The 23,023-nt window shown below is 68.9% G+C and carries 20 protein-coding genes; 12 read left to right on the top strand and 8 right to left on the bottom strand.

The genetic code is table 11. The annotated features are described in order from the left end of the window. Nucleotides 1–95: 95 nt before the first annotated feature. On the top strand, nt 96–1,223 hold the full coding sequence (locus C503_RS0104550) for a hypothetical protein (protein WP_156892952.1): 1,128 nt from the start codon (nt 96–98) through the stop codon (nt 1,221–1,223). A 243-nt stretch (nt 1,224–1,466) separates the two neighbouring features. Here the strand turns inward: C503_RS0104550 and C503_RS0104545 are convergent, their stop codons facing one another. Genes C503_RS0104545 through C503_RS0104535 form a run of 3 tightly spaced genes read right to left on the bottom strand, consistent with a single transcriptional unit; the run spans nt 1,467 to nt 2,721 of the window. Beyond that, entirely contained in the window at nt 1,467–1,907 is a 441-nt protein-coding gene (locus C503_RS0104545) for an SRPBCC family protein (protein WP_018681020.1), read from the bottom strand. A gap of 20 nt (nt 1,908–1,927) precedes the next feature. After that, nucleotides 1,928–2,266, bottom strand: coding sequence for an ArsR/SmtB family transcription factor (locus tag C503_RS0104540; protein ID WP_018681019.1), 339 nt, complete (start codon nt 2,264–2,266; stop codon nt 1,928–1,930). Beyond that, complete coding sequence (locus C503_RS0104535; RefSeq protein WP_018681018.1) at nt 2,263–2,721, bottom strand: SRPBCC family protein; 459 nt, start codon at nt 2,719–2,721, stop codon at nt 2,263–2,265. The genes C503_RS0104540 and C503_RS0104535 overlap by 4 nt, the downstream gene beginning before the upstream one ends. 145 nt (nt 2,722–2,866) lie before the next feature. On the opposite strand from C503_RS0104535, the gene C503_RS0104530 reads away from it, so the two are divergent. Next, entirely contained in the window at nt 2,867–3,886 is a 1,020-nt protein-coding gene (locus tag C503_RS0104530; RefSeq protein WP_018681017.1) for a LacI family DNA-binding transcriptional regulator, read from the top strand. Between the two features lie 54 nt (nt 3,887–3,940). Here C503_RS0104530 and C503_RS0104525 read toward each other — a convergent pair whose 3' ends face one another. Further along, nucleotides 3,941–4,405, bottom strand: coding sequence for a cupin domain-containing protein (locus C503_RS0104525; protein ID WP_018681016.1), 465 nt, complete (start codon nt 4,403–4,405; stop codon nt 3,941–3,943). Between the two features lie 225 nt (nt 4,406–4,630). Here C503_RS0104525 and C503_RS0104520 point away from each other — a divergent pair, with 225 nt between their 5' ends. Genes C503_RS0104520 through C503_RS0104505 form a run of 4 tightly spaced genes read left to right on the top strand, consistent with a single transcriptional unit; the run spans nt 4,631 to nt 9,752 of the window. Beyond that, nucleotides 4,631–6,163 (top strand): ABC transporter substrate-binding protein, encoded by a 1,533-nt coding sequence (locus C503_RS0104520; RefSeq protein ID WP_018681015.1) that lies wholly within the window; start codon nt 4,631–4,633, stop codon nt 6,161–6,163. 13 nt (nt 6,164–6,176) lie between these two features. After that, a complete protein-coding gene (locus C503_RS0104515; RefSeq protein ID WP_245572395.1) occupies nt 6,177–7,145 on the top strand; it encodes an ABC transporter permease in 969 nt (322 codons plus the stop codon). Continuing rightward, nucleotides 7,142–7,981, top strand: coding sequence for an ABC transporter permease (locus C503_RS0104510; protein WP_018681013.1), 840 nt, complete (start codon nt 7,142–7,144; stop codon nt 7,979–7,981). The genes C503_RS0104515 and C503_RS0104510 overlap by 4 nt, the downstream gene beginning before the upstream one ends. 1 nt (nt 7,982) lies before the next feature. Further along, entirely contained in the window at nt 7,983–9,752 is a 1,770-nt protein-coding gene (locus tag C503_RS0104505) for a dipeptide ABC transporter ATP-binding protein (protein ID WP_018681012.1), read from the top strand. Here C503_RS0104505 and C503_RS0104500 read toward each other — a convergent pair. Genes C503_RS0104500 through C503_RS0104490 form a run of 3 tightly spaced genes read right to left on the bottom strand, consistent with a single transcriptional unit; the run spans nt 9,739 to nt 12,610 of the window. Beyond that, nucleotides 9,739–10,494, bottom strand: a complete 756-nt coding sequence (locus C503_RS0104500; RefSeq protein WP_033400237.1) for a carbohydrate ABC transporter permease — start codon at nt 10,492–10,494, stop codon at nt 9,739–9,741. The genes C503_RS0104505 and C503_RS0104500 overlap by 14 nt on opposite strands. Next, nucleotides 10,494–11,378 carry a carbohydrate ABC transporter permease gene (locus C503_RS0104495; protein ID WP_018681010.1) on the bottom strand — a complete coding sequence of 295 codons (885 nt, stop codon included), beginning with the start codon at nt 11,376–11,378 and terminating at the stop codon, nt 10,494–10,496. The genes C503_RS0104500 and C503_RS0104495 overlap by 1 nt, the downstream gene beginning before the upstream one ends. Beyond that, on the bottom strand, nt 11,375–12,610 hold the full coding sequence (locus C503_RS0104490; RefSeq protein WP_018681009.1) for an ABC transporter substrate-binding protein: 1,236 nt from the start codon (nt 12,608–12,610) through the stop codon (nt 11,375–11,377). The genes C503_RS0104495 and C503_RS0104490 overlap by 4 nt, the downstream gene beginning before the upstream one ends. A gap of 121 nt (nt 12,611–12,731) precedes the next feature. Here C503_RS0104490 and C503_RS0104485 point away from each other — a divergent pair, with 121 nt between their 5' ends. Next, a complete protein-coding gene (locus tag C503_RS0104485) occupies nt 12,732–13,103 on the top strand; it encodes a VOC family protein (protein ID WP_018681008.1) in 372 nt (123 codons plus the stop codon). A gap of 151 nt (nt 13,104–13,254) precedes the next feature. Here the strand turns inward: C503_RS0104485 and C503_RS0104480 are convergent, their stop codons facing one another. After that, entirely contained in the window at nt 13,255–13,926 is a 672-nt protein-coding gene (locus C503_RS0104480) for a papain-like cysteine protease family protein (protein ID WP_018681007.1), read from the bottom strand. A 240-nt stretch (nt 13,927–14,166) separates the two neighbouring features. Here C503_RS0104480 and C503_RS0104475 point away from each other — a divergent pair, with 240 nt between their 5' ends. From C503_RS0104475 to C503_RS0104450, 5 genes are all read left to right on the top strand, one after another. Then, the gene (locus C503_RS0104475; RefSeq protein ID WP_018681006.1) at nt 14,167–14,589 is read left to right on the top strand and encodes a PPOX class F420-dependent oxidoreductase; all 423 of its coding nucleotides are present in this window, start codon (nt 14,167–14,169) and stop codon (nt 14,587–14,589) included. Between the two features lie 112 nt (nt 14,590–14,701). Beyond that, the gene (locus C503_RS37860) at nt 14,702–15,184 is read left to right on the top strand and encodes a YbaB/EbfC family nucleoid-associated protein (RefSeq protein WP_018681005.1); all 483 of its coding nucleotides are present in this window, start codon (nt 14,702–14,704) and stop codon (nt 15,182–15,184) included. Beyond that, nucleotides 15,184–15,507, top strand: a complete 324-nt coding sequence (locus tag C503_RS0104465; RefSeq protein ID WP_018681004.1) for a WXG100 family type VII secretion target — start codon at nt 15,184–15,186, stop codon at nt 15,505–15,507. Before C503_RS37860 ends, C503_RS0104465 begins: the two co-directional genes overlap by 1 nt. A gap of 15 nt (nt 15,508–15,522) precedes the next feature. Then, nucleotides 15,523–22,575 carry a WXG100-like domain-containing protein gene (locus C503_RS45670; RefSeq protein WP_156892951.1) on the top strand — a complete coding sequence of 2,351 codons (7,053 nt, stop codon included), beginning with the start codon at nt 15,523–15,525 and terminating at the stop codon, nt 22,573–22,575. Next, nucleotides 22,575–23,006: a hypothetical protein gene (locus tag C503_RS0104450; protein WP_018681003.1), complete on the top strand. Its 432-nt coding sequence runs from the start codon at nt 22,575–22,577 to the stop codon at nt 23,004–23,006. Before C503_RS45670 ends, C503_RS0104450 begins: the two co-directional genes overlap by 1 nt. Nucleotides 23,007–23,023 lie beyond the last annotated feature (17 nt).

Below are 23,023 nucleotides of genomic sequence, written 5' to 3'. Positions count from 1 at the left end.
GTTTCGTGCAGGGGAGGTAGGTCATGCGAAGAACGGGTTGGGGTTCGTGGTCCATTGGGGCTATCGGCTTGCTCGTCGCGGCGATGGTGGGATCGGTGGCCCCGATCGCGTCGGCCGCGCCCGGTGTCCGACGGCTGGTCACGTTGGAGACGCCGGGGCTGGAGAGCCGGGCGGTCGACATCAACGAGTCGGATGTCTCGGTCGGTTCCGTCGACCGTGCGAGCGGCAACGTACCCGTGCGCTGGGACCGGAACGGGCGGCTCACGGAATTGCCACTGCCTGACGGTTTCGGAACAGGGCGGGCGAACGGGATCAACGACGCGGGCACGATCATCGGATACGCCTACGGCAACGACTATTCCACCCGCGCGCTCAGCTGGGACCGGGATGGTTCGCTGACCGCGTTGACCGTGCCGGATCACGAGAATGCCGAGGCAGACCACATCAACCGGCGCGGGGTCGTGCTGGGCCAGGTCTACGAGCCGAAGGGGCAGCAGTTCCGGGCCGTGCGCTGGGACCACGGTCGTGCCACGCTGCTGGAGCCGTTGCCCGGACATGCCAGAACGCACGCGTGGGGACTGCTGGGAGACAACGGGCCGATCGTGGGCGACTCCTTCGGCGGGGACGCCGGGTCCGACTACATTCCCGTACAGTGGGATCGCAGCGGGAAGGCGACCGCGCTGCCGGTTCCCCCGGGGACACAGCGGGCCTTTCTCCAGGGTGCCAACGGCTACACCGCTTTCGGCTCCATCATCCCGGTCTCGGGACTCACCTACTCGGTGCGGTGGGACCTGGACAAGGGCACGGTCTCCCCGATCCCGTTCATCGGTACCGCGGAATGGTTGTACCCGACGGCGGTCAATGGGTGCGGGACGATCGTGGGGATCACTCGGCGGTCGTATTGGTCCGCCGGGGCCAAGTGGCCTGCGAGCGGGGACGCGGTGCAGCTCCCGTGGTTGCCCGGCCATGCCTCGGGCGGGGCGTTCGCGATCAATGACGCGGGGGCGGTCGCGGGGATTTCGAGCTCGGCGGACGCCACGGACGACGAGGTGCCGGTGGTCTGGGATGTGGCGGGGAATGTCACGGCGTTGGAGCAGGTGCCCGGCGCCAAGGGGATGCCGGTGGCGATGTCCGAACGTGGCTCGGTTCTCGGGTACGCGATGGTGAAGGTGGATCAGTCGTATCGGTATCGGTCGTTCCTGTGGACTTCGTCGCGGCGGTGAGGTTGTCGGTCCTCGTTGGGGATCTCGCTCGTTGACGCGAGTTTCGTAGTGGCTCGGTACGTGCCCAGCTCGGCGGAGATCGCCGGGCAGGCCGCGTTGTGCGAGCAGGCGAGATGCCCCGTCCTGCACCGTTCCCGGTGCCGTGGTGGCGATGTGGCTGCCAGGCCGGGAACGGTGCCGGGCGGGAATGAGGGGTGGGTGGCGGGAGGAAAAGACGAAGGGTGGGTGGCGGGAGGAAAAGACTCAGTGCCAGTTGCTGATCTGGACGTCGTTGGGTGCCGGTTCGCCAGTGCCGGTTTCCAGTAGGCGCTTGAGGCTCATCAGGAACGTTCCCCACTTGGTATTGCAGTGGTACATGAAGTCCACCGGTTCGCGCCAGCCCTCGTGTCGGAACAGGACGATCGTGTAGTCCTCCTCCTGCTTCAGCTCGAAGCGGACACGGGTGCCGATCCACTCCTCCGGTCCCTCGACCACCTCCCACAGCACGAGCTCGGCCGGTCGGGCTTCCAGGACTCGCATGTCGAACCCGCCCTGTTCAAACCGGAACTGCAGTAAGCCGCCGACGTCGCCACTCCCCTGGGTGTCCTCGGTCCACCACTTGGCGAGTCCATCCACTGTGGTCAGGGCCGGGTAGACGGCGGCGGGAGTCCGGGTGATGCCGATGCGGTGCATGATGTCGACCATTGCCATACCTTCGTCTCGGGTCAGTTCTCGCGGGTGCGTTGGATGGCTTCGGCGATCCGCTTGATACGGAGCAGACGGGCGTTCCAGGCCGCGCCCACGGAAGCCAGCTGGGCGACCGCGCGGGCCAGTTGGACTTCGTCCACTTCGTACCGACGTTCACGGCCCGCCGGGGTCGCGTGGACCAGGCCGACGCGGTCGAGGACGCCGAGGTGTTTGGCGACGGCCTGGCGGGTCACCGGGAGGTGGTCGCTCAGTGTGGTCGCGGTGCCGCCGCCGTCGGCCAGCAGAAGATCCAGCAGGCGGCGGCGGGTGGGGTCGCCGATGGCGGACCACAGGTCGTCGTCGATGGCGGCGGTCATGGGGTCTTGACGAGACGGGCGATGTAGGGGGTCAGGCGGGGCAGGAAGTAGTCCCAGCCGGACACATGGTCGCGGTACTGCTCTTCCAGGATCGCCGCCTCCCAGCCCTTCTCGCGGAAGCCGGTCTCGGTCATCCGCAGCAGGGTGCCGGTGCCGACCGGCACCAGGTCGAAGGTGACCAGGAGCGAGTTGGTCGCGGTCGCCACGTCCTCGTAGACCCAGCGGAAGGAGAACCTGCGGGGCGGGTCGGCCTCCACGACCGTGATCGGGGCGATGTTGTCGGCGGACGAGATGTCGCCGCCGAAGGAGATCACACCCGTGGCGCCGGCAGCGGAGGTGAAGTCCGCGTCGTCCGGCCACCACTCGCGCAGATGCTCGGGCGTGCTGACCACTTCGTACACCACCCCCGGTGCCGCCTCGATGTGGATCTCGCGCTCGATGCTCCCGTACTCCACGCCATTCTCCGTTCGCGCAACCATCGGTTGCTCATGACTGTAGGCCGCCCGCCGGTCATGCGCAACCATCGGTTGCACGGAGATCCACCGCCGCCCGGTGCTCTACAGTGGGGCGCAGCAACCCGACCGGACAGGAGCCAGGCGCGTGGGAAGCAAGAGGACGGCCCGCTCCACGCGCAAGCCCACCCTGCTCGACGTCAGCCGGTTGGCCGGGACGTCGACCGCCGTGGTCAGCTACGTGCTCAACGGCGGGCCCCGGCCGGTGTCGGACAAGACCCGGGTGAAGGTCGAGGAAGCCATCCAGCTGCTCGGCTATCGGCGCAACCCGCTCGCGGGCGCGCTGAGCGGCGGACGGTCCAATCTGATCGGTCTGCTCGTCCCCGACACCGCGAACGCCTTCTTCGGGGAACTCTCGCGGTGCGTCGAGGCCGAGGGGCGGCGGCGTGGGTTGCTGACACTGCTCGGCAACACCGGCTACCACTCCACGCTCGGCGACCAGTACGCCGAGGCGTTCGCGGAACTGCGGCCGCGCGGGATCTTCGTGACCACCGGGGAACGACCCCGCCACGAGGACGAGACCCCGCGCGTCTACCTGCAGTGGGCCGCGCCCGAGCCCGGCTCCCCCAGCGTCACGTTCAACGACCTGCAAGGCGCCACACTCGCCGTGGAGCACCTCATCGGACACGGCTACACCGATATCGTCTGTGTCGCGGGCGAGATCGAGGTCGGACCGGCCGTGGGTCGTGAAGGCGGCTGGCGCCAGGCGATGGCGGCCGCGGGCCTGCCAACCGACGGCAGGCTCATCCGCACCTCGTTCGACCGGGTCGAGGCGGAACGCGCGGTGCGACAGGTGCTGGAGAGCGACACTCGCCCGCGCGCCATCTACGCCACCACCGACGAACAGGCGCTCGTCACCATCCGCACGGCCACGCACCTGGGCCTGCGGGTGCCCGAGGACCTGGCCGTGGTCGGGTTCGACGGCATCCGCGAGGCGCGTCTGGGCGCGTTCCCGCTCACCACGGTCGGCCTGCCGCTGGAGGAGTTCGCCGTCCGTGCCTTCGACGCCCTGGACGAGGCCTTCTACGAGGGCGGACAGGCAGGCACTGTCGTCCTTGACGGCACCCTCAGCATCGGCGTGACGTGCGGGTGTCCGACCGACCGGTGACGCGCGTCGGCCCCGCCGCGGGCACACGACGGGGCCGACGAGACCACAGAGGACTTACTCGACGGGCTTGTGCTCGTCCGAGGAGTAGTTCGGGCTCAACGACAGCGCGCTGAACCGGAACGGCCGGTCGACCCGGTTGAATCCGAGCGGGCAGTGCCGGGTGCCCGCCGGGATGTAGACCGAGCCGCTGGTCGTGATGGTGTGCCGGACGCCCTCGATGTCCATGTAGATCTCGGCGCCGAGGTCGTCGACGTTGTCCGGGTCGTTGCCGTGCCAGATCAGGATCTCGTCGTAGTCGTGCTCGTGCTCCTTCACCCACTGCACCGGCTCGGAGCACTCGTGGATCCAGCAGTAGGTCAGGTGGATCTTGCTCTGCGGCACCTCGTTCGACCGCATCAGGGCGAGCGCCTCGCCCACGTTCGGCGGCTCGACGACGCCGCTCGCGGCGCCCTCGTTGACGAGGTCGTCCAGGCAGTTCGGCATCTTCCTGACGAACAGGTGCTCGTACGGGCTGGTCATCGTCGTACTTCCTCCTAGCTCCGTCCCCCTGACATCTCGACGCAGAAGGTAACACGTCCTCAGTTCTTGAATCTAAGCGTTTAGAAAGTTCTCTTCGCGGTCTTCCCTTCGCCCATCCGGCGTCGTAGCCTGGGCCGAACTTCTTCCGGGGACCAGGCATCGGGGATCTGGTCTAAGGGATTAGAGCTGTCCCGCGTGCCGTATTCACCAGACTGGAGCCGCCCAGTGACCCGCTGCCCGACATCCCCCGGACCCACTCGGTCGACCCGTGCGCTCGCCGCCGTCCTCGCCGCCGCATTGCTCGCGGCCTGCTCGGCCCCAGACCGCGCGAGCGGGGGTGCCGGGAGCGCCACGCTCCGGATCGCGGCCGCCACCGACCCGGGCGAGACGCTCAACCCCTACGCGAGCAACCAGAGCCCGACCCAGCAGCTGCGCAGCGCGCTGCTCTACGAGGGACTCACCCGCCTGGACCCCACCGGCAAGGTGGACTGGGCGCTGGCCACGGACATGACGCCGAACGCCGACCTGACCGAGTGGACGATCAAGCTGCGGTCCGGCGTGAAGTTCAGCGATGGCAGCGACTTCACCTCTGCCGACGTCGTGTCCAGCATCAAGTACCTGCGCGACCCCGCGCACGCGGTGCAAGGATTGGCTTTCATCCAGACAGTCGACGCGAACACCGTCACCGCACTGGATCCACTGACCGTCCGAGTAGGACTCAGCCAGCCGTTCGGGCCGTTCAAGGACATCTGGGCGAACATCCTGCTGCCCATGACCAAGACCGGCACCGCACCGGCGAAGCCGGTCGGAACCGGTCCGTTCTCGGTCAAGACCTTCACTGCCGGACGGCAGTCCACACTGGCCCGGTTCGACGGCTACTGGGGTGACAAGCCCAAGCTCGGCGCGGTCGACATCGTCGAGTACGAGAGCCAACAGGCGCAGGCGAACGCACTGCTGTCCAAGCAGGTCGACATCGCCTCCGGCGCGAGCCCGACCATCGCGAAGTCGTTGGCGGGCAAGGACGGCATCCAGCTGCTGGACAGCAAGGGCGACTACACCCTGCGGATCGGTCTCAACACGACAGTCGCGCCGTTCGACGACATGCGCGTGCGGCAGGCATTGCGGCTGTTGATCGACCGCGACCAGGTCGTCTCCAACGCGTTCGGCGGCTACGCGCGAGTGGCCAACGACCACGAGGGCGGGACGCCGCAATGCCCCGCGCCGGACTTCCCGCAACGCAAGCAGGACATCCAGCAGGCGAAGAAGCTGCTGGCCGAGGCCGGGCAGAGCAACCTGTCCTTCGCCATCACGACCGACGGCCTGCTGCCGGGTATGCGGGAGCTGGCGCAGGTGTTCGCCGAGAACGCGGCCAAGGCCGGGGTGAAGGTCGAGGTCAACGTGGTCCCGGTGCCGGAGCTGCTGTCGAAGTGGGGCAAGTGGCCCGCGTTCGTCGACTTCAACCCGATCCCCTACCTGCCGACGGTGATCGGGACGCTGCAGCCCGACCAGGTCTCGAACGCCACGCACTGGGACAACGCCAACTTCATCAAGCTGTCCGGCGAGCTGTTCCAGGCGACCGGCGACCGGCAGTGCGCGGTCATGAACCAGCTGCACAAGATCGAGAACGAGCAAGGGTCGATGATCATACCGGCGTTCGTGGACGTGCTGATGCCCTACCAGGGCAGCGTGCAGGGGCTGGTGACGGATGTGAACGGGCGGCCGCTGTCCTTCCTGACGAATGTGACCGTCGGAAGCTGATATGTCCTCACTGATGACGCGTGTTTCCGTCCCGCGAGGTGGGTTGTCCTTCTCGTGGCTGGTTCGTCGTCTCCTGCTCGGCGTGTTCGTGCTGCTGCTGGTGTCCGTGCTGCTCTTCCTGGTGACGCAGGCGTTGCCCGGTGACGTCGCGCGGATCATCCTGGGCAAGGACGCGACCGCCGAGCAGGTGGCGGACCTGAGGCAGCAGCTCGGGCTGGACCGGTCGCTCGTGGTCCAGTACTGGCACTGGCTCACCGGGGTGCTCACCGGGGAGATGGGGTCGTCGTTGCAGAACGGCGAGCCGGTGGTCGACATCATCGGGCCGCGAATGCTCGACTCGTTCGCGCTGGGTCTGATCTCGCTGGTGCTGATCCTCCCGATCGCCGTGGTGGTCGGGGTGTTCAGCGCCCACCAGCGGGACAGCGCGTGGGACAAGGCGTTCGTGGCGGTGTCCTCGCTGTTCACCGCGTTGCCCGCGTTCGTGGTGGGGATGCTGCTGATCGCCTTGTTCGCCACATCGGTGCTGGGTGTGCTGCCGGGCGTGTCGAACATCCCGCCCGGGGACATGCCGTGGTGGCATCCGGCGGAGTTGGTGCTGCCGGTGACGACATTGACGCTCATGGGCGTGATGTATCTGGGGCGGTTGGTGCGGGCGTCCTTCATCGACGCGATGAACAGCGAGTACGTGCAGATGGCGACGTTGAAGGGGCTCAGCGGGCGGCGCATCCTGTTCCGGCACGCCCTGCCCAACGCGGTCGCGGCAAGCCTGCCTGCGGCGAGCCTGGTCGCGGCGGTGACCATCACGGGTGTTGTGGTGGTCGAGTACGTCTACTCGTATCCGGGCCTCGGCACGGCGGTGGTGAGCGCGGTGAACTCGCACGACCTACCGGTGTTGCAGGCGTGCATTCTCGTTCTGGCCACCGCGTACTACGTGTTCAACCTTCTCGCGGACATTCTCTCGGCGATGGGCAGGTCGCGATGAACGGCAACCTGTCGGTACTCGGGCGCGCTATGCGGACCGGACAGGCCCGTCTGGGGCTGGTGTTGTTGTCCGTGGTGGGGTTCGTGGTCCTGTTCGGCCACTTCCTCATGCCGTACGCACCGGACACGATCGTGGGACAGCCGTTGGCGGATCCCGATGGGAGCTTCCTGCTCGGGACGGACATCCTTGGCCGGGATGTGCTGAGCAGGCTGCTCGACGGTGGGCTCACGCTGTCGTGGATGGCCGTGCTCGCGGCGGGGCTGGGCGTGTTCCTGGGATGTCTGGTCGGGTTGACCGCCGCCTACCGGGGCGGCGCGGTGGACGCGGTGCTCATGCGGGCGATGGATGTCCTGCTGAGCTTCCCGGAGATCATCTTCGTGCTGCTGTTCGTGTCGATGCTCGGGCGCAGCACGCTGCTGACCTCGGTGCTGGTCGGCATCGCGTTCATGCCCGGCGTCTCTCGGGTGCTGCGCGGGGCCGCGCTGCCGGTGGTGGCCAGCGAATACGTGCTGTGGGCGCGGGCGAACGGCCTGCCACCCCGCCAGGTCCTGCTGCGCGAGGTGCTGCCGGGGGTGACGTCGCCGCTGATGGTGGAGACCGGCATGCGGCTGGTGTGGGCGGTCGCGGCGATCGCCTCGCTGAGCTACCTGGGGTTCGGCATCGCGCCGCCCGCGGCGGACTGGGGACTGATGGTCGGGGAGAACCAGGACGGCCTGTCCGTCGCGCCCCTGCCGGTGCTGGCGCCGATCACGCTGATCCTGATGATGGCGCTCGGCGGCAACCTGGTCGCCGAGTCCGTCGCCCGAACTGTCGGCCGCACGGAAGGGAAGCGCTGACTTGATCGAGGAAGTCACCCAGGAAGTCCAGGTCTCCGGCGTCACGGTGACGATCGACGGGACGGGGCACGACATCGTCCAGGACATCGGCTTCGCCCTCGGCCGGGGCGAGGTCATGGGCGTGGTCGGGGAATCCGGCTCGGGCAAGAGCACGCTGGCGCTCGCGCTGCTCGGCTTCGCCCGACCGGGAGCGACGATCACCGGCGGCCGAGTGGTCGTCGACGGCGTCGACCTTCTCGCCCTGCCGGAGGGCCGGTTGCGGCGGGCGCGGGGGCGCAAGGTCGCGTACGTGCCGCAGGACCCGGCCACGGCGCTGAACCCGAGCCTGAGCCTCGCGACGCAGCTCACCGAGGGCCTGGGGGTCCCCCGGAGAGAGGCGTTGCCCCGGGTCAAGCAGCTACTCGTGGACGTGGGCCTGCCCGGCGACGACGCGTTCCTGAAGCGCCGCCCCCGCCAGCTGTCCGGCGGCCAACAACAACGCGTGGCCATCGCGATGGCGATCGCGGCGGGCCCCCGGCTGATCGTGCTGGACGAGCCGACCACCGGGTTGGACGTGTCCACGCAGGCGCGGGTGTTGGAGATGGTGCGGTCGCTGTGCCGTTCGCGGGACATGGCGGCGATCTATGTGTCGCACGACTTGGCGGTGGTGGCGGATGTCGCGGACTACGTGACGGTGATGTACGGGGGTGAGGTTGTCGAGAGCGGTAGTGACCGGGATGTGCTTGTGCGCTCCGGCCACCCGTACACGCGTGCGCTGTTGGCAGCGGTGCCATCCGCTACTCACCGACACCAGTTGGTCCCCATTCGCGGGCGCGCGCCTGGGGCCGATGAAGCCCGTCAAGGGTGTGTTTTCGCGCCTCGATGTGACCATGCTGTGGATGCCTGCTCGGTGACTCGTCCGTTGTTGACGCCAGGCCCGTCAGGGACCTCGGTGCGGTGTCTGCGGATGGACGAGGTGGCCCGGACTTCTCGGGCTGTGTCGCGCGCGCCCTCGGCTCGGGTTGTCGGTGGTGGCGAGGAGGTGTTCTCGGTCGCCGGGCTCAACGCGGGGTATGGCGGGCGACAGGTGCTGTTCGATGTGTCGTTCAGCCTGCCTCGGGGTGAGTGTCTGGCGTTGGTGGGCGAGTCGGGCAGCGGGAAGACGACGTTGTCGCGGTGTCTGGTCGGGTTGCATGAGGAGCAGGAGGGGGTGCTGACGTTCTCCGGCGCTGCCATCGGGAGGACGCGCGGGAAGGAGGTCCAACGCCAGGTGCAGTACATCTTCCAGAACCCTTATGGCTCCCTGAATCCCCGCCGGACCGTGGGCCGCAGCCTGGCCGTGCCGCTCCAGCACTACTTCGGCCTGACCGCCCGTCAGGCCGAAAGCCGGGTCCACGAGGCCCTCGAACGCGTCGAGATCCCTGCTCGGCTGGCATCTCGCCATCCTGCCGATCTCTCGGGCGGCCAACGCCAACGTGTCGCGATCGCTCGCGCGCTGGTGTGTGATCCGGCGGTGCTTGTCTGCGATGAAGTGACGTCTGCGCTTGATGTGTCTGTTCAGGCCTCTGTGGTGGAGCTTCTTCGTTCGCTGCTGAGTGATGGTCTGTCGATGGTGTTCGTGACGCATAACCTGGCGGTTGTCCGCAGCATCGCCGATACGACTGTGGTCCTCAACCAGGGGCGGGTCGTGGAATCCGGCGTGACGGATTCCGTGCTCGGCAATCCGACGCACCCCTACACCCAGAGCCTCATGGCCGCGACCCTGGAGGTCCCTGAAGCTACTGGCCGGTGAGGCCGGTTTCGGTGACGCCGCGGACGAGGTAGCGCTGGAGGACGACGAAGATCAGGACGATCGGGAGGATGGAGACGGTCGCGGCGGCGAAGAGCAGGGTGATGCGCGGGTTCTGGGCGGTCAACAGGCTCGACAATGCCACCTGGACCGTCCACGTGGAGGAGTCCTGGGCGATGATCAACGGCCACAGGAACTGGTTCCAGCTGCCGATGAAGTCGATCACCGCGATAGCCGCCACGAACCCCCTCGAATTGGGAACGACGACCCGCCAATAGACACCCCACACAGTCAGGCCGTCCAAGCGGCCTGCTTCCTCCAAGGGCGTAGGAAAGTCCTGGAAGTACTGGCGGAAAAGGAAGACGTTCAACGCGCTGAACAAGCCAGGGACGATCAGGCCGCGAAGGTCGGACAGCCACCCCAGGCTGGACACGACCACGAAGCTCGGCAGGAATGTCACCGCCGTGGGCACCATCAGGGTGGCCACGATCGCGTACAGCACGACGGATGCGTGCCGGTACGGGACCCGCGCCAAGCCGTAGCCCGCCAGTGCGCACAACACCACCTGACCCACGGTCTGCCCGACCGCCACCACCGTCGAGTTCAGCAGGCTGCGCACCAACGGGATCTCCCGATCGGAGAACACCTCCGACCAGCCACCCACCCCGTCCCGGACCAGAACCGCGAACGGCAGCAGGAACACCACCGCACCGACCGACAGAGCAAACCACCGCAGAGCGCGCATCACTGCGACCTCCGGAAGACCCGACCGGTCAGCAAGGTCACCAACGCGATCACCAGCGCCAGGACGACCGCGCCCGCGCTCCCCCGGCCCAGATCCTGGCCGCCGGAGCCGAGCGACGTGTAGTACAGGTACACCAACGGCGGGCGCGCGAACGGCGGGTAGCCACGGGAGTCGCCGAGGATGTTGTAGAACTCGTCGAAGGCCTGGTAGGCGTTGATGAGGTTCAGGGTCAGTACGGCGATCAGCGTGCCGCGCAGGCCGGGCAGGGTGATGTGCCGGAACGCCTGTCGAGGCGAGGCGCCGTCGATCCACGCCGCCTCGTACAGGTTTCCCGGGATGCGTTGCAGGGCGGCGATGAACAGGATCATGTAGAAGCCCAGTTGCAGCCACAGTCGGACGGTCACCAACACGACCCAGTACAGCGGCGGGTCGACGGTCCCGATCCACGCCTGCGGCTCGCCACCGAACCAGCCGAACACCGTGTTCACGACACCACTGTCCACTCCGGAGAACAGCGACATCTTCCACACCAACGACGCAACGACATACGAGCACGCGAACGGCAGGAAGAACACCGATCGGAAGAACGTGCGCGCGAACCGGATCCGATTCACGAGCAGTGCCAACGCGAGTGCCAGCGCCGTAGTAGTAGGGATGATGAACGCCGCGAACACCGTGAACGTGCTGACACTACCGAGGAACTCCCCGTCCGTGAGCACGTCCACATAGTTGGCGAGCCCGACGAAGTCCGTCGGTGCCACCGTGTTGTGCGCGTCGAAGAAGCTCAGGTACGTACTCCACCCGATCGGCACATACGTGAAGACCAGCAGCCCGGCGACGAACGGGCCGACGAACAGCCAGAACGTGCGCGCGGACCGCCTCACCGGTCCAGCCGCGCGATCTCGTCCCTGGCCACGTCCAGCGCCGTCCCCAGCTCGCCCGCCGCGTCGGCACCTTCGCGCGCGATCCGCGACACCGCGTCCGACAGCGCCAGGTTGGCCCGCGACGACCACCGCGCGGGCGCGGCGATCCGGCCGCTACGCGTGACGAACTCGACGACCTCCCGGCCCGGCCCGTTCTGCGCCGTCTTCGCGGCCAGGCTCTGCCGTGCGGGCAGGTGCGCGCCGAACGCGGTGGCGAACTCGGTCTGGTAGTCGGTCTTCTCGACCCACAGCCACTTCACGTACGCCTTCGCCGCCGCCACGTCCGCACTGCGCGCGTTCACCATCGCGCTGTACGCGCCCACCGGCACCGACTCGTCGCCCGCCATGTCCAGGCGCGGGAACGGCAGCACGCCCACGTCGCCACCCAGCGCCGCGGTGATCTTGGGCAGGTTCCACAGGCCGGTCCACTGCATGGCCGCGAGCCCGTTGACGAACGCGCCCGGGTCGGACCAGTCGGTCGGCGAGCCGAGCAGCAGGCCGCCCTGGTTGAGCTCGCGCAGCTTGCCGAACACCATGGCCGCGCGGGCGTCGTCGAAGCCGGGGGCCTTGCCGTCGCGGGAGAGGAAGTCCAGGCCCGCCGACCACAGCAACGGCCCGGTGAGCACGGCCACGCCGCCGTCGTTGCCCGCGAACAGGCCGCGCACGCTGCCGGTGTCCAGCCGTTTCACCGCCTCCACCAGCTCGTCCAAGGTCTTGGGCGGGGTGACGCCCGCCTTCTCCAGCAGGCTCGGCCGGTAGTAGAGGATCTGGGTGTCGATGGCCTGCGGGATTCCGTACAGCTTCCCGTCGACCGTCTGGGAGTCCAGCAGCGTGCGGACGAAGTCGTCGCGGGTGTCGCCGAGCAGGTCGTCCAGCGGCACGACCTGCTTCTGCCGCACCCAGTCGACCTTGAGCTGGGCCTCGAAGACGTCCGGCACGGCGCTGTTCTGCAACGCGGTCACGATCTTGGAGTCGTAGTCGCCGGGGTTCCACTGCACCTCGACCTTGGCCCCCGGGTAGGCGGCCGCGTACCGGCGGACCGCGTCCTGCACCCCGTCCTCGCCATACGCGTGGTACCAGTGCCGCAACGTCCCGGCCGCGGACCCCTCCCGCCCGGTATCCGACCCGCACGCTGCCAGCCCCAACAGGCCCGCGACCACCAGGAACGACCGGCGGTTCAGCTCGGCGCCCATCCCCCACCTCCCGACTCGACGTGGGGGAATTGTCGAACCAGAATGATCATCTGTCGAATTCTCCCACCAGGAGGGACCCCGCCCGGTTTCGGATCGCGACCGTCCGGGCAGGTCCACCCCTGTGATCGGACGACTGCGCAGCATCGTGCTCGACACCCGTGACCCGGGGAGACTCGCCCGCTTCTACGCGGCCCTGCTGGGCGGCGAGGTCACCACAGAGGAGGAGGACTGGTACGTCGTCACCGACCCGAACGGGGGACGGCTGGCGTGTCAGCTGTCACCGGAACACGAGCCGCCGCGGTTCCCGGACCCGGCGGGGTCGCAGCAGCTGCACCTGGACATCGCGGTCGAGGACATCGAGGAGGCCGACCGCCGGGTGCTGGAGATCGGCGCGACCCGGGTGCCCGATCCCCATCCGGAGACCGACTTCCGGGTGTACCGCGACCCGGCGGGTCACCCGTTCTGTCTGGTTTTCCACCTCAGCGCCCAGTAGCGCCCGGCGGTGAAATGGCGCGTGCACGGCGGTTGTCCACCGTGCACGCGCCCCGGTCGTGGGGCTGTCGGTCCGGGGGGCGGGGGTGGCGGTCCGAGGGCGGGCCCACCACCTTCCGCCGGTCCGGCCGGTGGCCGCACGACCGCGTCCGTCACGCCTTGGCGATGTTGACGATGGTGTCGCCCCAGGTGAACTGGCCGTTGGTGCGGTACCGGCTGTACGCCCAGGTCTGGTAGCGCTGGTACTCGGGCCACGGGTCGCCGACCATGATGCTCTTGTTGGTCGAGTCGTAGCCGTAGATGACGTTGGCGTGACCGCCGCCGGAAGTCCAGTAGATACCGGTCAGGTGCGGGATTCCCGCGTCGATCTGGCCGACGACCGCGGCGAAGGTGATGGCCCCGTTGGCGTTCTCGGCCTTGTATCCGGTGCCTTGGAAGGCATGCACGATCTCGTCGATCTCCGCGCCCTCGTTCGGGCAGTACGACGCCGAGCTGTCCTTGCCCGCCGCGCAGAACTGCCGCTGCGTCGCCTTGCCGCCCAGCGTCCGCTCGATGCTGGACCCGGTCGCCGCCCAGCACCACTGGTCCTGCGACTGCACCTGCTCGGTGAAGGTCAGCTTCTTCGCCGCCGACGGCGTCGCGTTCAACGGCGCGTGCACGGGCACGACGTCCCGGGCCCCGGTGTGGTCCGCGGTCTTGATCAGCCCGTTCGGCCGCGCGGGCGCACCGGAGTCGGCCACGGCCGGGGTGGCCGACGCGAGCGCGGACACCGCCGCGGCGGCCACGAGGCACGGCAGGCCGCGCCGGAGGAGTGTTCGGTCCACGAGGTCTCTCCTTGCAGGGTGAGGACTGTCGAGGGACCTGACCGGCGGCCCCGATCCCACCGTCGCCCGCACCCCCACACCGGACAACGCCGCACCGTTACCAGGCGGAACCCTGTGATCGTTCACCGCCGGTACCTGGCCCCGGGGCCTCCAATGGCAACGTTCCTGGTCGTTCACCTGTGATGAAATGTGGAACCGGGTGACGGGAATAGCCCACGACCCGCACGCCTTGCCGCAGATATGACGACATTCGACCCACGAGCCCTCCTGACCGAGAGCCGCCTTGGCATCCTGGCCACCATCAAGTCCGACGGCCGCCCCCAGCTGTCCCCCGTGATGCCGTTCTACGACCCCGACACGAACCTGCTCTACGTCTCCATGACCGACGGCCGCGCCAAGACCGTCAACCTCCGCCGCGGCCCGCGCGCCACCCTGGAGGTCACCGCCCCCGACGGCCGCTCGTGGGCCACCGCCGAGGGCGTGGCCACCCTCACCGGCCCGGGAACCGATCCAGCGGGCCCCGAGGTCGACGCCCTGGTCGAGTACTACCGCCGAGCCGCGGGCGAACACCCCGACTGGACCGAGTACCGCACCGCCATGGTCACCGACCGCCGCGTCCTGATGTCCATGCCCGTCGACCGCGTCTACGGCCAGAACCTCTGACACCGGCCCACCGGAACGGCACCTACCAGCGACTTACCCGGACGCGCGCGGTAGCAGAACACCGTCACGATAGGGTCGGAGCCGCACTACCACCGGGGGAGCTGGGGGACGGATGCCAGGCGAGGACCTGACCGAGTTGCGGGCACGCAACGCGGCCATGAAGGAGCAGGTCGACAACCTGCTGGACACCTTCCACCGCCAGACCGAGGCACTGCGCGACGCGCAGCAGGAAGCCGCCCAGGTCACCGCCACCGTGACGTCTACCGACGGCCTCGTCACCGCCACCGTCGACGCCACCGGTGTGCTCTCCGCGCTGGAGATCTCACCCTCCGCGTTCGCCAAGACCACCCCCGAGGTCCTGGCCAGGGAGGTGCTGCGGCTGTCCCGGCAGGGCGCGAGCAAGGTGCGCGGTCAGGTTTCCGCCCTGATGACGCCGCTGACCAGCGGCTTGCCCGATCTGGACGACCTGTTCGAGGACGCCCCCGCGCTCAAGGACCTGCTGCCGGAGATCCAGGTGACCGCCCCCGTGGCCGACGACCCGCTCGACGACGAGGACGGCGCGCCGGACACCTGGCTGCGCAAGCGGCGGTCCTGATGAGCGGCCCGGGAGCAGGCTTCGACATCCAGCCGGACGTCGCCGCCCGCGCCGCCGAGCGGTTCGGCGCGGCGGCCGACCAGCTGGCGGGCATCGCGTCCACCCTGGAGAACGCGCTCGCGGCGGCGGGCGAGTGCTGGGGCGACGACGACTCCGGCCGGGAGTTCGCCAAGGACTACGTGCCCGGCGCGGAGGGCACCCGCGAGGGGTTCGGGTCCATCGACGAGGGGCTGCGCAACATCCGGCAGGGCCTGGTCGACTCGATGCGGGGCTACCGGGGCAACGAGGACGCGACCACGTCCGGCCTGGGGAGCGGGGCCTGATCCGTGGGTATGGAGATGCCCGACGAGGTCAAGTGGCTGCTTCCGATCGTCGTCGGGGAGAGCTGGCCGGAGGGCGACGAGGACCGGCTGCGGCAGCTGCGCGACGCCTGGCACCAGGCCGCGCAGGCCATCCCCGGCGTGTCCGGCACCGCGAACCAGGGCGCGCAGGAGGCGCTGGAGAACTGGGACGGTGCGGCCGCGCAGGCCTTCGGCGAGCTGTGGAAGAAGTTCGTCGACGGCGACGGCGCCTACTTCACCTCCCTGGCCCAGGCCTGCCAGGCCCTCGGCGACTCGGCCGAGGCCACCGCCCTGGACGTCGAGTACACCAAGTACATGATCATCGCCTCGCTGATCATGCTGGCCATCTCGATCGCGGCCATGATCGCCACCGCCTGGTGCACCTTCGGTGCCTCCACCGCGGGCATCGTCCCGGCCCAGCTGGCCACCCGCACGGTCGTGCAGCGGCTGTTCCAGCAGCTGATCGAGAAGCTGATCCAGCAGGGCTTCAAGAAGCTGGCGACGGAGATCGTCAAGCGGGTACTGAAGAAGGTCGCCAAGGAGGTCGTGCAGAACGTCGCCATGAACGTGGCGATGGACGTCGGCATCCAGGGCATCCAGATGCTCTCCGGCGACCGCAAGAACTGGGACTGGAGCAAGACCACCGACGCGGCCGTCGGCGGCGCGGTGGACGGCGTCGTCGGCGCCGCCTCCGCAGCCATCCCCAAGAACGTCACCCGCGGCGTCGGCGACAGCCTCGGCAAACACTTCGTCGACAGCGCGGTCCGCGGCGGCGTCCGCGGCGCCGCGGAAGGCGTCGCGTCGACCGTCGGCCAGGCCGCAGTCACCGGCGACCTGGGCAACCTGTCGGCCAAGGACATCCTCACCGGCGCCAGCAGCGGCGCCATCCAGGGCGGCGCCGACCGGGCCAAGGAGGGCATTTCCCCGGGGCACGGCACCGGCGCCAAACCCGTCCCGGACGAGGCCGCGCGCGGCCTGTCCCCCGGGCCGTCGCGCCTGTCGTCGGTACTCGACACCGCGACCCTCGACACCACGACGGAGTCCTCTGCCGTGGCCACACCGGACCTCGACCGGTCGACTGGTGGATCACGTTCTGCGAGCCCCACCCCGGACGCAGGCCCGACGGCGGGCTTCCAGGGAGCCGCTTCTGCGGGGTCCGGCAACAGCTCCGCTGGCGCGGGCCGGACGGGAGCGCCTGCCGCGTCCAACAGCGGGGCGACATCCGGTTCACCGAACGCGGGCTTCCGCCCGGCTGCCTCCGGCGTGGACAGTGCTAGGAGCGGTCCCGCCAGCCAGACAAGCAGCCCGCCCGCACCGCGCGCCGGCGGTCCTGCCCCGGCCAGCAGCGCGGCATCTCAGAACGCATCCGCTCCACACACGAACAGTCCCGCACAGGGAAGCGCCAGCCACTCGTCCACGACCAGTGGCACCGGAAACGGTCCGACGCCCCACGGCGCACCCGCACAAGGAAACACAGGCGGCCCTGGCAGCAGCACTCCTCCAGCCCACAACGCACCCAGCAGCGGCACTCCCTCAACCCATAACGCACCTCCACCAGGAAACGCCGGCAGCGGTGCTCCCCCCACTCACAACGCACCGTCACACGGGTCTAGCGGCCCCAACAACGGTACCCCCGCGCCCCACAACGCGCCCGCGCAAGGGAACACGGGTGGGCCCGGCAACTCTCCAACGACCCACAACGCACCCGCACAGGGCAACACCGCCGGCTCCGGCAACGGAGCACCCGCAGGTCACAACACACCCTCGCCGCAGGGGCTCGGTGGTCCTGGCAACGGAACACCCCCTCATGCGAATGGACCCACGCAAGCGGGCAGTCCAGCGCCGACAGGCAACAGTGCCGGGAATGTGCAGGCAACCCACGGCGCACCGGCAGCGCACGCAAGCAACTCACCGGGCGCGGGCGGTCATGTCCAGGCGACCACCGACGCGCCGCATTCCGGCCGTGGCAACACCGGTCAGCCGATCACGGCGAGTGGGCCAGGTCATGCGCCGGTAGACAGCAGCCCGGCTGACCGTGGCGGCAGTCCAGGCGCTCCGATGGCGCAGACACCGGCAGGCGGCGGCCCGAGCGGTTCACGCGCCAATGACGGGCCCGGGACCGGACATGGCCAGGCCAGTCCTTCCAGCACGGGCGGATTCGGCCAGACAGCAGGCGGATTCGGGCATTCCGCCGAACCACCCGCGACGCGCGGCAGCGATCCGCGAGCAGGCGCACCCCGTTCCGAGCAACCTATCGACAGCACGTCACCCGGAGCGGCGACCGGCGGGTTCGGGATGTCACCCGCCGGGTTCGGACCGTCGGGGCAGGAGCCGCCTCGGGGACCGTTCGCACCACAGCCGGGACCGTCCCAGCCCTGGAACGGTGGTGCGCCACATCCCCAGCAGGGCTTCGCCCCTCGGCAGTCACCGGGATACGGCCCGCCACCCCAGGCTTTCCACCCGGGTCAAGCCCCTCGCCGGCAGCCACCGCCCCGCGGCCCCATGCCGCCCCAGGGACGGCCGTTGCCGCCACCCCAGCACCCGATGCGCCCACCCACGCCGGACCAGCGGTCCACTATGGACCATCCGGGCACCGGACACCCGCGATCGGCTCACCCCTACCCGCCGGGCTCACCCATGCCCCCAAGGCGTGAGGGCGCCAACCCGTACGACCGCGGCACACAGCAGCAACCACACCGACAGCCGATGCCGCCCGAGCAGCGGCCTGCCGGTCCGGGCAGCCGACCCCACCCCGGTTCGACACGCCCCAGCCAGCCCGCGCCCCGACAGCACCAACCGAACACCCCGACGCAACACCACACGGGACCGCCGTCCGACCAGCACGCACCCCGCCACCCAGAGTCCACTGCGAACAACATCCACGGTGACACCCGGGCGCGCCCCGGCTTCACACCACAACACCAGCAACCGGGTACAACCGCGCGCGACACGGGCATCGACGGCCGACGCGCAGACCACACACCAACGTCTATTCCGGACAGCACCACTCGTGACCCGCGAACGCCCGACCAACACGAGCAAACGAAAGCGCCCGCGCACCAGCCCACAGACGATGCGGATCGGCGCACAAATCAGCCCGCCTCCCGGGAATCGGAGCACGTCCAGCAGACGACCGAGTCCACTGCGGAACGCGACACCCGACCGTCCTCTGAGGCATCGCACCCCGACCAGCACACGCCCCACCGCGAGGAAGCGCGCGAACGAGTCGAAGACCTCGGTGGCTCGGATCGGGTAGCCGACCAAGCCCGGGACGGCGCGTCGGATCGTCGAGCGGACCACGGCGGGGACGATGGGCGCAGTGCCGTCGACAAGGCGCTCGACCCCGGACCGGAGCCGGTCCGGTTCGACGAGAGCTACCTGCACGACCCGGACTACCGAGCCGGACCAGCGGAGAACCATGCGATCCGGTCGCTGATCACGGAGCCGGACCGGGCGGACAAGCTCACCGAGACCGCGCTCCGACTCCGGGACCGCTCGCCGCACATGGCCGGTGTGTCGGACGCGGGCGCGTTCGCACTGCACTCGTATACCGAGCACGACGTGTTCGACACGGTCAACCGGTCCATGCGGCTGGGGCCCGAGGATCGAACGGCCCTGTTCGAGGCGGACTCGCTGACCAACCGGGCGATCGTGTCGGCCATCAACGAGCTGCCACCGCAGGAACTGCGGATGGTGCGCGGCATCCGGTCGTCGCAGGGCATGGCCGGTGCGCACCGGATCGCCGCCCAGTACGTCGAGGGCCGCACGACCGTCGAGCCCGCCCTGGTGAGCGCCACGATCAAACTCGACGACAACGACACGAGCCCGTTCGGCGACGACGTCGAGATCCACATCGAGAGCCGCACCGCCCGCGACATCCGGGACCTGTCGCTGAAGACCGCCGAGCGGGAAGGCATCACCAAGCCCGGCACCCAGTGGCACACGGTCTCCAACCGGACGGTCGAGGTCGTGGAAAACGGCCGGGCCCGGGAGAAGATCGTCATCCGGGTCAGGGAAGTCCTTCCCGGTGACCCGGAGTTCCTCGGCCCGGAAGACGCCGCCGCCGAACTGTCCCACCGCCGCGACCTGAACCGCCAGGAAGCCGCCCGCCGCGACGCCATCCGCACCCTGGTCAACAACAACAGCGGCACCCCCACCGACCGCTCCTCCATCCAGAGCATCCTCGCGGGCGAGTCCGACCAGCCCCCGGCCGAGCACGGTCCCGACGCCCAGGAACCCGAGACCGCCCACCCGGCCGACGAACACCGAACAGCCCTGTCGCCCCTTCCAGACCAGCACACTCCCGACGACCACCCCCTTCGCCAGCCGGACACCGACCCGACCCAGCCGCCCGACCGCCTTACCGAGCCGGACCACCACGACCTCGGTCATCCCACCGGCGAACGAACCGGCCCCCCGGACACAGACGGTGCTCCTACTCCCGACCGTCCGGCTGAGACGCGAACGAGCCACCCGGCTCCCCGCCACCAGAACCAGCTGCACGCCAACCTCGACCACCCAGCTGATCACGGCGACGGGCAAGCCAGCCACCCCACACCAGATCGAGTAAGCGCACAGCCGGCCCTCCCAGACCACACCCGTACCGGCCACCCGGGCATCGGCCCCGAGCACCCCGGCGGGCGAACCGACCAGCCTGCACCGAACCACGTCGGCCGGACAAGCTCCGAGCCCGGACTTCCGGACCACACGAGAACCGGTCAATCAGCCGCTGGCCTCGACCACCCGCGCGACGGACAACCCAGCCACCCGGTACCAGGCCATCGCCACCGCGCAGGTGCCGATCCCGACCTGCCGGATCGCACTCGGGCAGGTCAATCGGACACAGGTCGTCCGTCGGACCGCGTCGGCGGCGAACGAACCGGTCAGCAGGCAGCGGACCACCACAGCCACGTCGGCACCGAGCCCGGACCGTCAGACCTCACACGCACGGACCGATCGGCGGCTGGGCCGGACCGTCGTCCCGGCGGAGACGGAACCAGCCGACCGACACCGGGTCACCAGGTCGGCGCCGAGCACGGCCGACCGGACCACCGGCCCGGGTCCACCGATCGCCCGCAAACCAGCCATCCGGATGCCTCCGGCACCCGCACGGGCACCGAGCCCCGCCAGGCCGCCCCACCCCGCCATCCGGGACAGGCACCCGGTCAGCCAGAGCGACACGCGCATTCCGGCGATCACCAGGTGTGGCAGGACGCTCATCACCTTGCCGCCGACGGGCACACCCAGCCGGTGCGGACGCATGAGATGGCGGCCGGAGAGCGGCAGGGCGGGCGTGACTGGTCGCGGTTGTCGTGGGCCACGCGGCCGCCGTATGAGGCGGCGATCCATGCCGGGACCGCGAACCCGAGAACCGCGGCGCACTACATGGCCGAGCAGCATGCCGCGCTCGCCGCGCTGAACCCGCACTACTACCACAAGTACGGTCACGAGAACGGATTCCGCACCAACTGCACCCGCGTCACCGTCGCGTCGGCATTGCGGCACGCGGGGATCGAGGCGTCCGCGGGCCCGGTGCTGCCCAAGGACCTGGAGACCCTGGGCACGCTGGAGTACGTGCAACGGAACCTGGGCGGCCGGTGGCAGGAACACCCGAACTTCGACACCGTGATCCGCGAGATGCGCGGCCGCCAAGTCGGCTCCCGAGCGGTGATCGCCATCGAGCACCGGGGTTCCGACGGCAAGATCTACAAGCACGTCGCCGACGTCGTGCACACCCGGGACGGCGTCGCCTTCGTGGACGGCCAGTCCAACACCCTGATGCACCTGCCGCCAAACGCCCACCGGGTCCGCCTCCTCCCCTACGACCTCGCCGAGGTCGCCCGCCGCCACCACGAACGCGCCACCTTCGGCGCCGACCCGTACGGCCATCCCGGCAATGCATCCGGCCACGGCTTCGGCGCGGCCCCGGAACCGCACCGCCAGACACCGTCCGTCGAAGAGGTCCACCACTACCTCCAACGCGACGACGTCCAGAACGCGATGGAACGCGCCGACGCGGCCAGCAAGCGAGACGAAACCGCCAAGATCCCGGTCGAGGTCGACGGCGAGATCCGACGCCTGCACATCGGCGAGGCCATCGCCGCCATGCTGCCCCGTCACCCGGAGCTGCTGGGCACCATCCAGGCCCTGCCCTTCCTGGAGGAATCGATCCTCCAGCGCCCGATCGCCCTCGCCAACGTCCTCCGTCACCAGGAGGCCATCGACATCCTGGGCGCCTGTGTGGACGAGGTCCTCCACCACCCGGGCGGCGCCGAGGCCTTGGTCGACCACTTCGACTCGCTGGACGCGCCGTTCGCCGCGGTACTTACCCCCGAGCAACACGCGGTGGCAGATCTGGCCGAACAGCGGGCAGCGAACGTGCCCACAGATTCAAACCTTCAGTCCGACTACGACGGATCTCGTCATGGTGATGACGAGTACAAGAAGGCATACATCGACGGGCTGTTTGAAAACTGGCGGCAGAAGCAGGACATGCTGCACGCACTGGCTGACGCTGTAGCTCAGGAAGCCGACGGCGAGGCCCACTCCCGCACATCGGAGAAGAGCCGGGTGCGCGCTTGGGACAAGGCGACTGCCGAGGGCAAGACGCCCGCCGACCTGAACGACCTCATCGGCTCGAAGGTACAGTTCCACTCCATGGCCGACGCTTATCGCGGACTGGGCACCCTGCTCGATATCGCAGGCCAAGCGGAGTCGCCGTATGACATCGTGTCCTTCGAGGATCGATTCCAAAACCCGCAGGACAGTGGGTACCGTGACCTCCAGCTGGGAATCCGCGTTCGCCTCCCGGACGGCACCACACATGTCGGCGAACTTCGTCTGCACTTACACAAGATCGACGACGTCGCACACTATGAACACGCGCTCTACGAGATTCGGCGGGACATCAAGGCCATGGCGAAGGACCGGCCGGACAAGACGATGACTCCGCAGGAGAAGGCACTGTTCAATTCCATCAGACAGCGCGAACGGGAGCTTTTCGGCGCCGCCTACAAGGCGGCAGGTGGCACGACCGAGGGAGACGCCTGATGGCCACGCAGACGAGATACTACCGTTACGGGAGCACCACCTACCGGATTGAACAGGATGAGAACCGCGAGGAGCGCGGTTACCTGCTCAACCTCGAAACCGGCGTCTTCCAGCGCAACGACGACCTGATCGACGAGGTCACCGGCGCCACCACTACCAGCTACATCACACGGACCCATTTTGACAACTTCGTCCGATACTCCGAAGGAGTCCGCCAGCGTCTCCGCGGCGAAGGACCCGCCTTCGCTCTATACGATACCATTCAAGCAATCCATGACAAGCTTCAAGCCGAAGGACGAATCCAATTCGAGCCTGCCGAAGCAGCTCTGGTCCAAGCCATCCACAAACGCACATTCCCGCTGTGGGAAGAAGACGAACGCCGCCGAGCCGAGGGGCTGCCGCCGAAGAACATCGCGACCGGGTGGCGTTGATGGGGAACGAGAGGGTG

It is taken from the genome of Actinokineospora enzanensis DSM 44649 (assembly GCF_000374445.1).
Taxonomy (GTDB): domain Bacteria; phylum Actinomycetota; class Actinomycetes; order Mycobacteriales; family Pseudonocardiaceae; genus Actinokineospora; species Actinokineospora enzanensis.
Note: the sequence above shows the minus strand (reverse complement) of the source record. Positions and strands in the feature narration are given on the sequence as shown.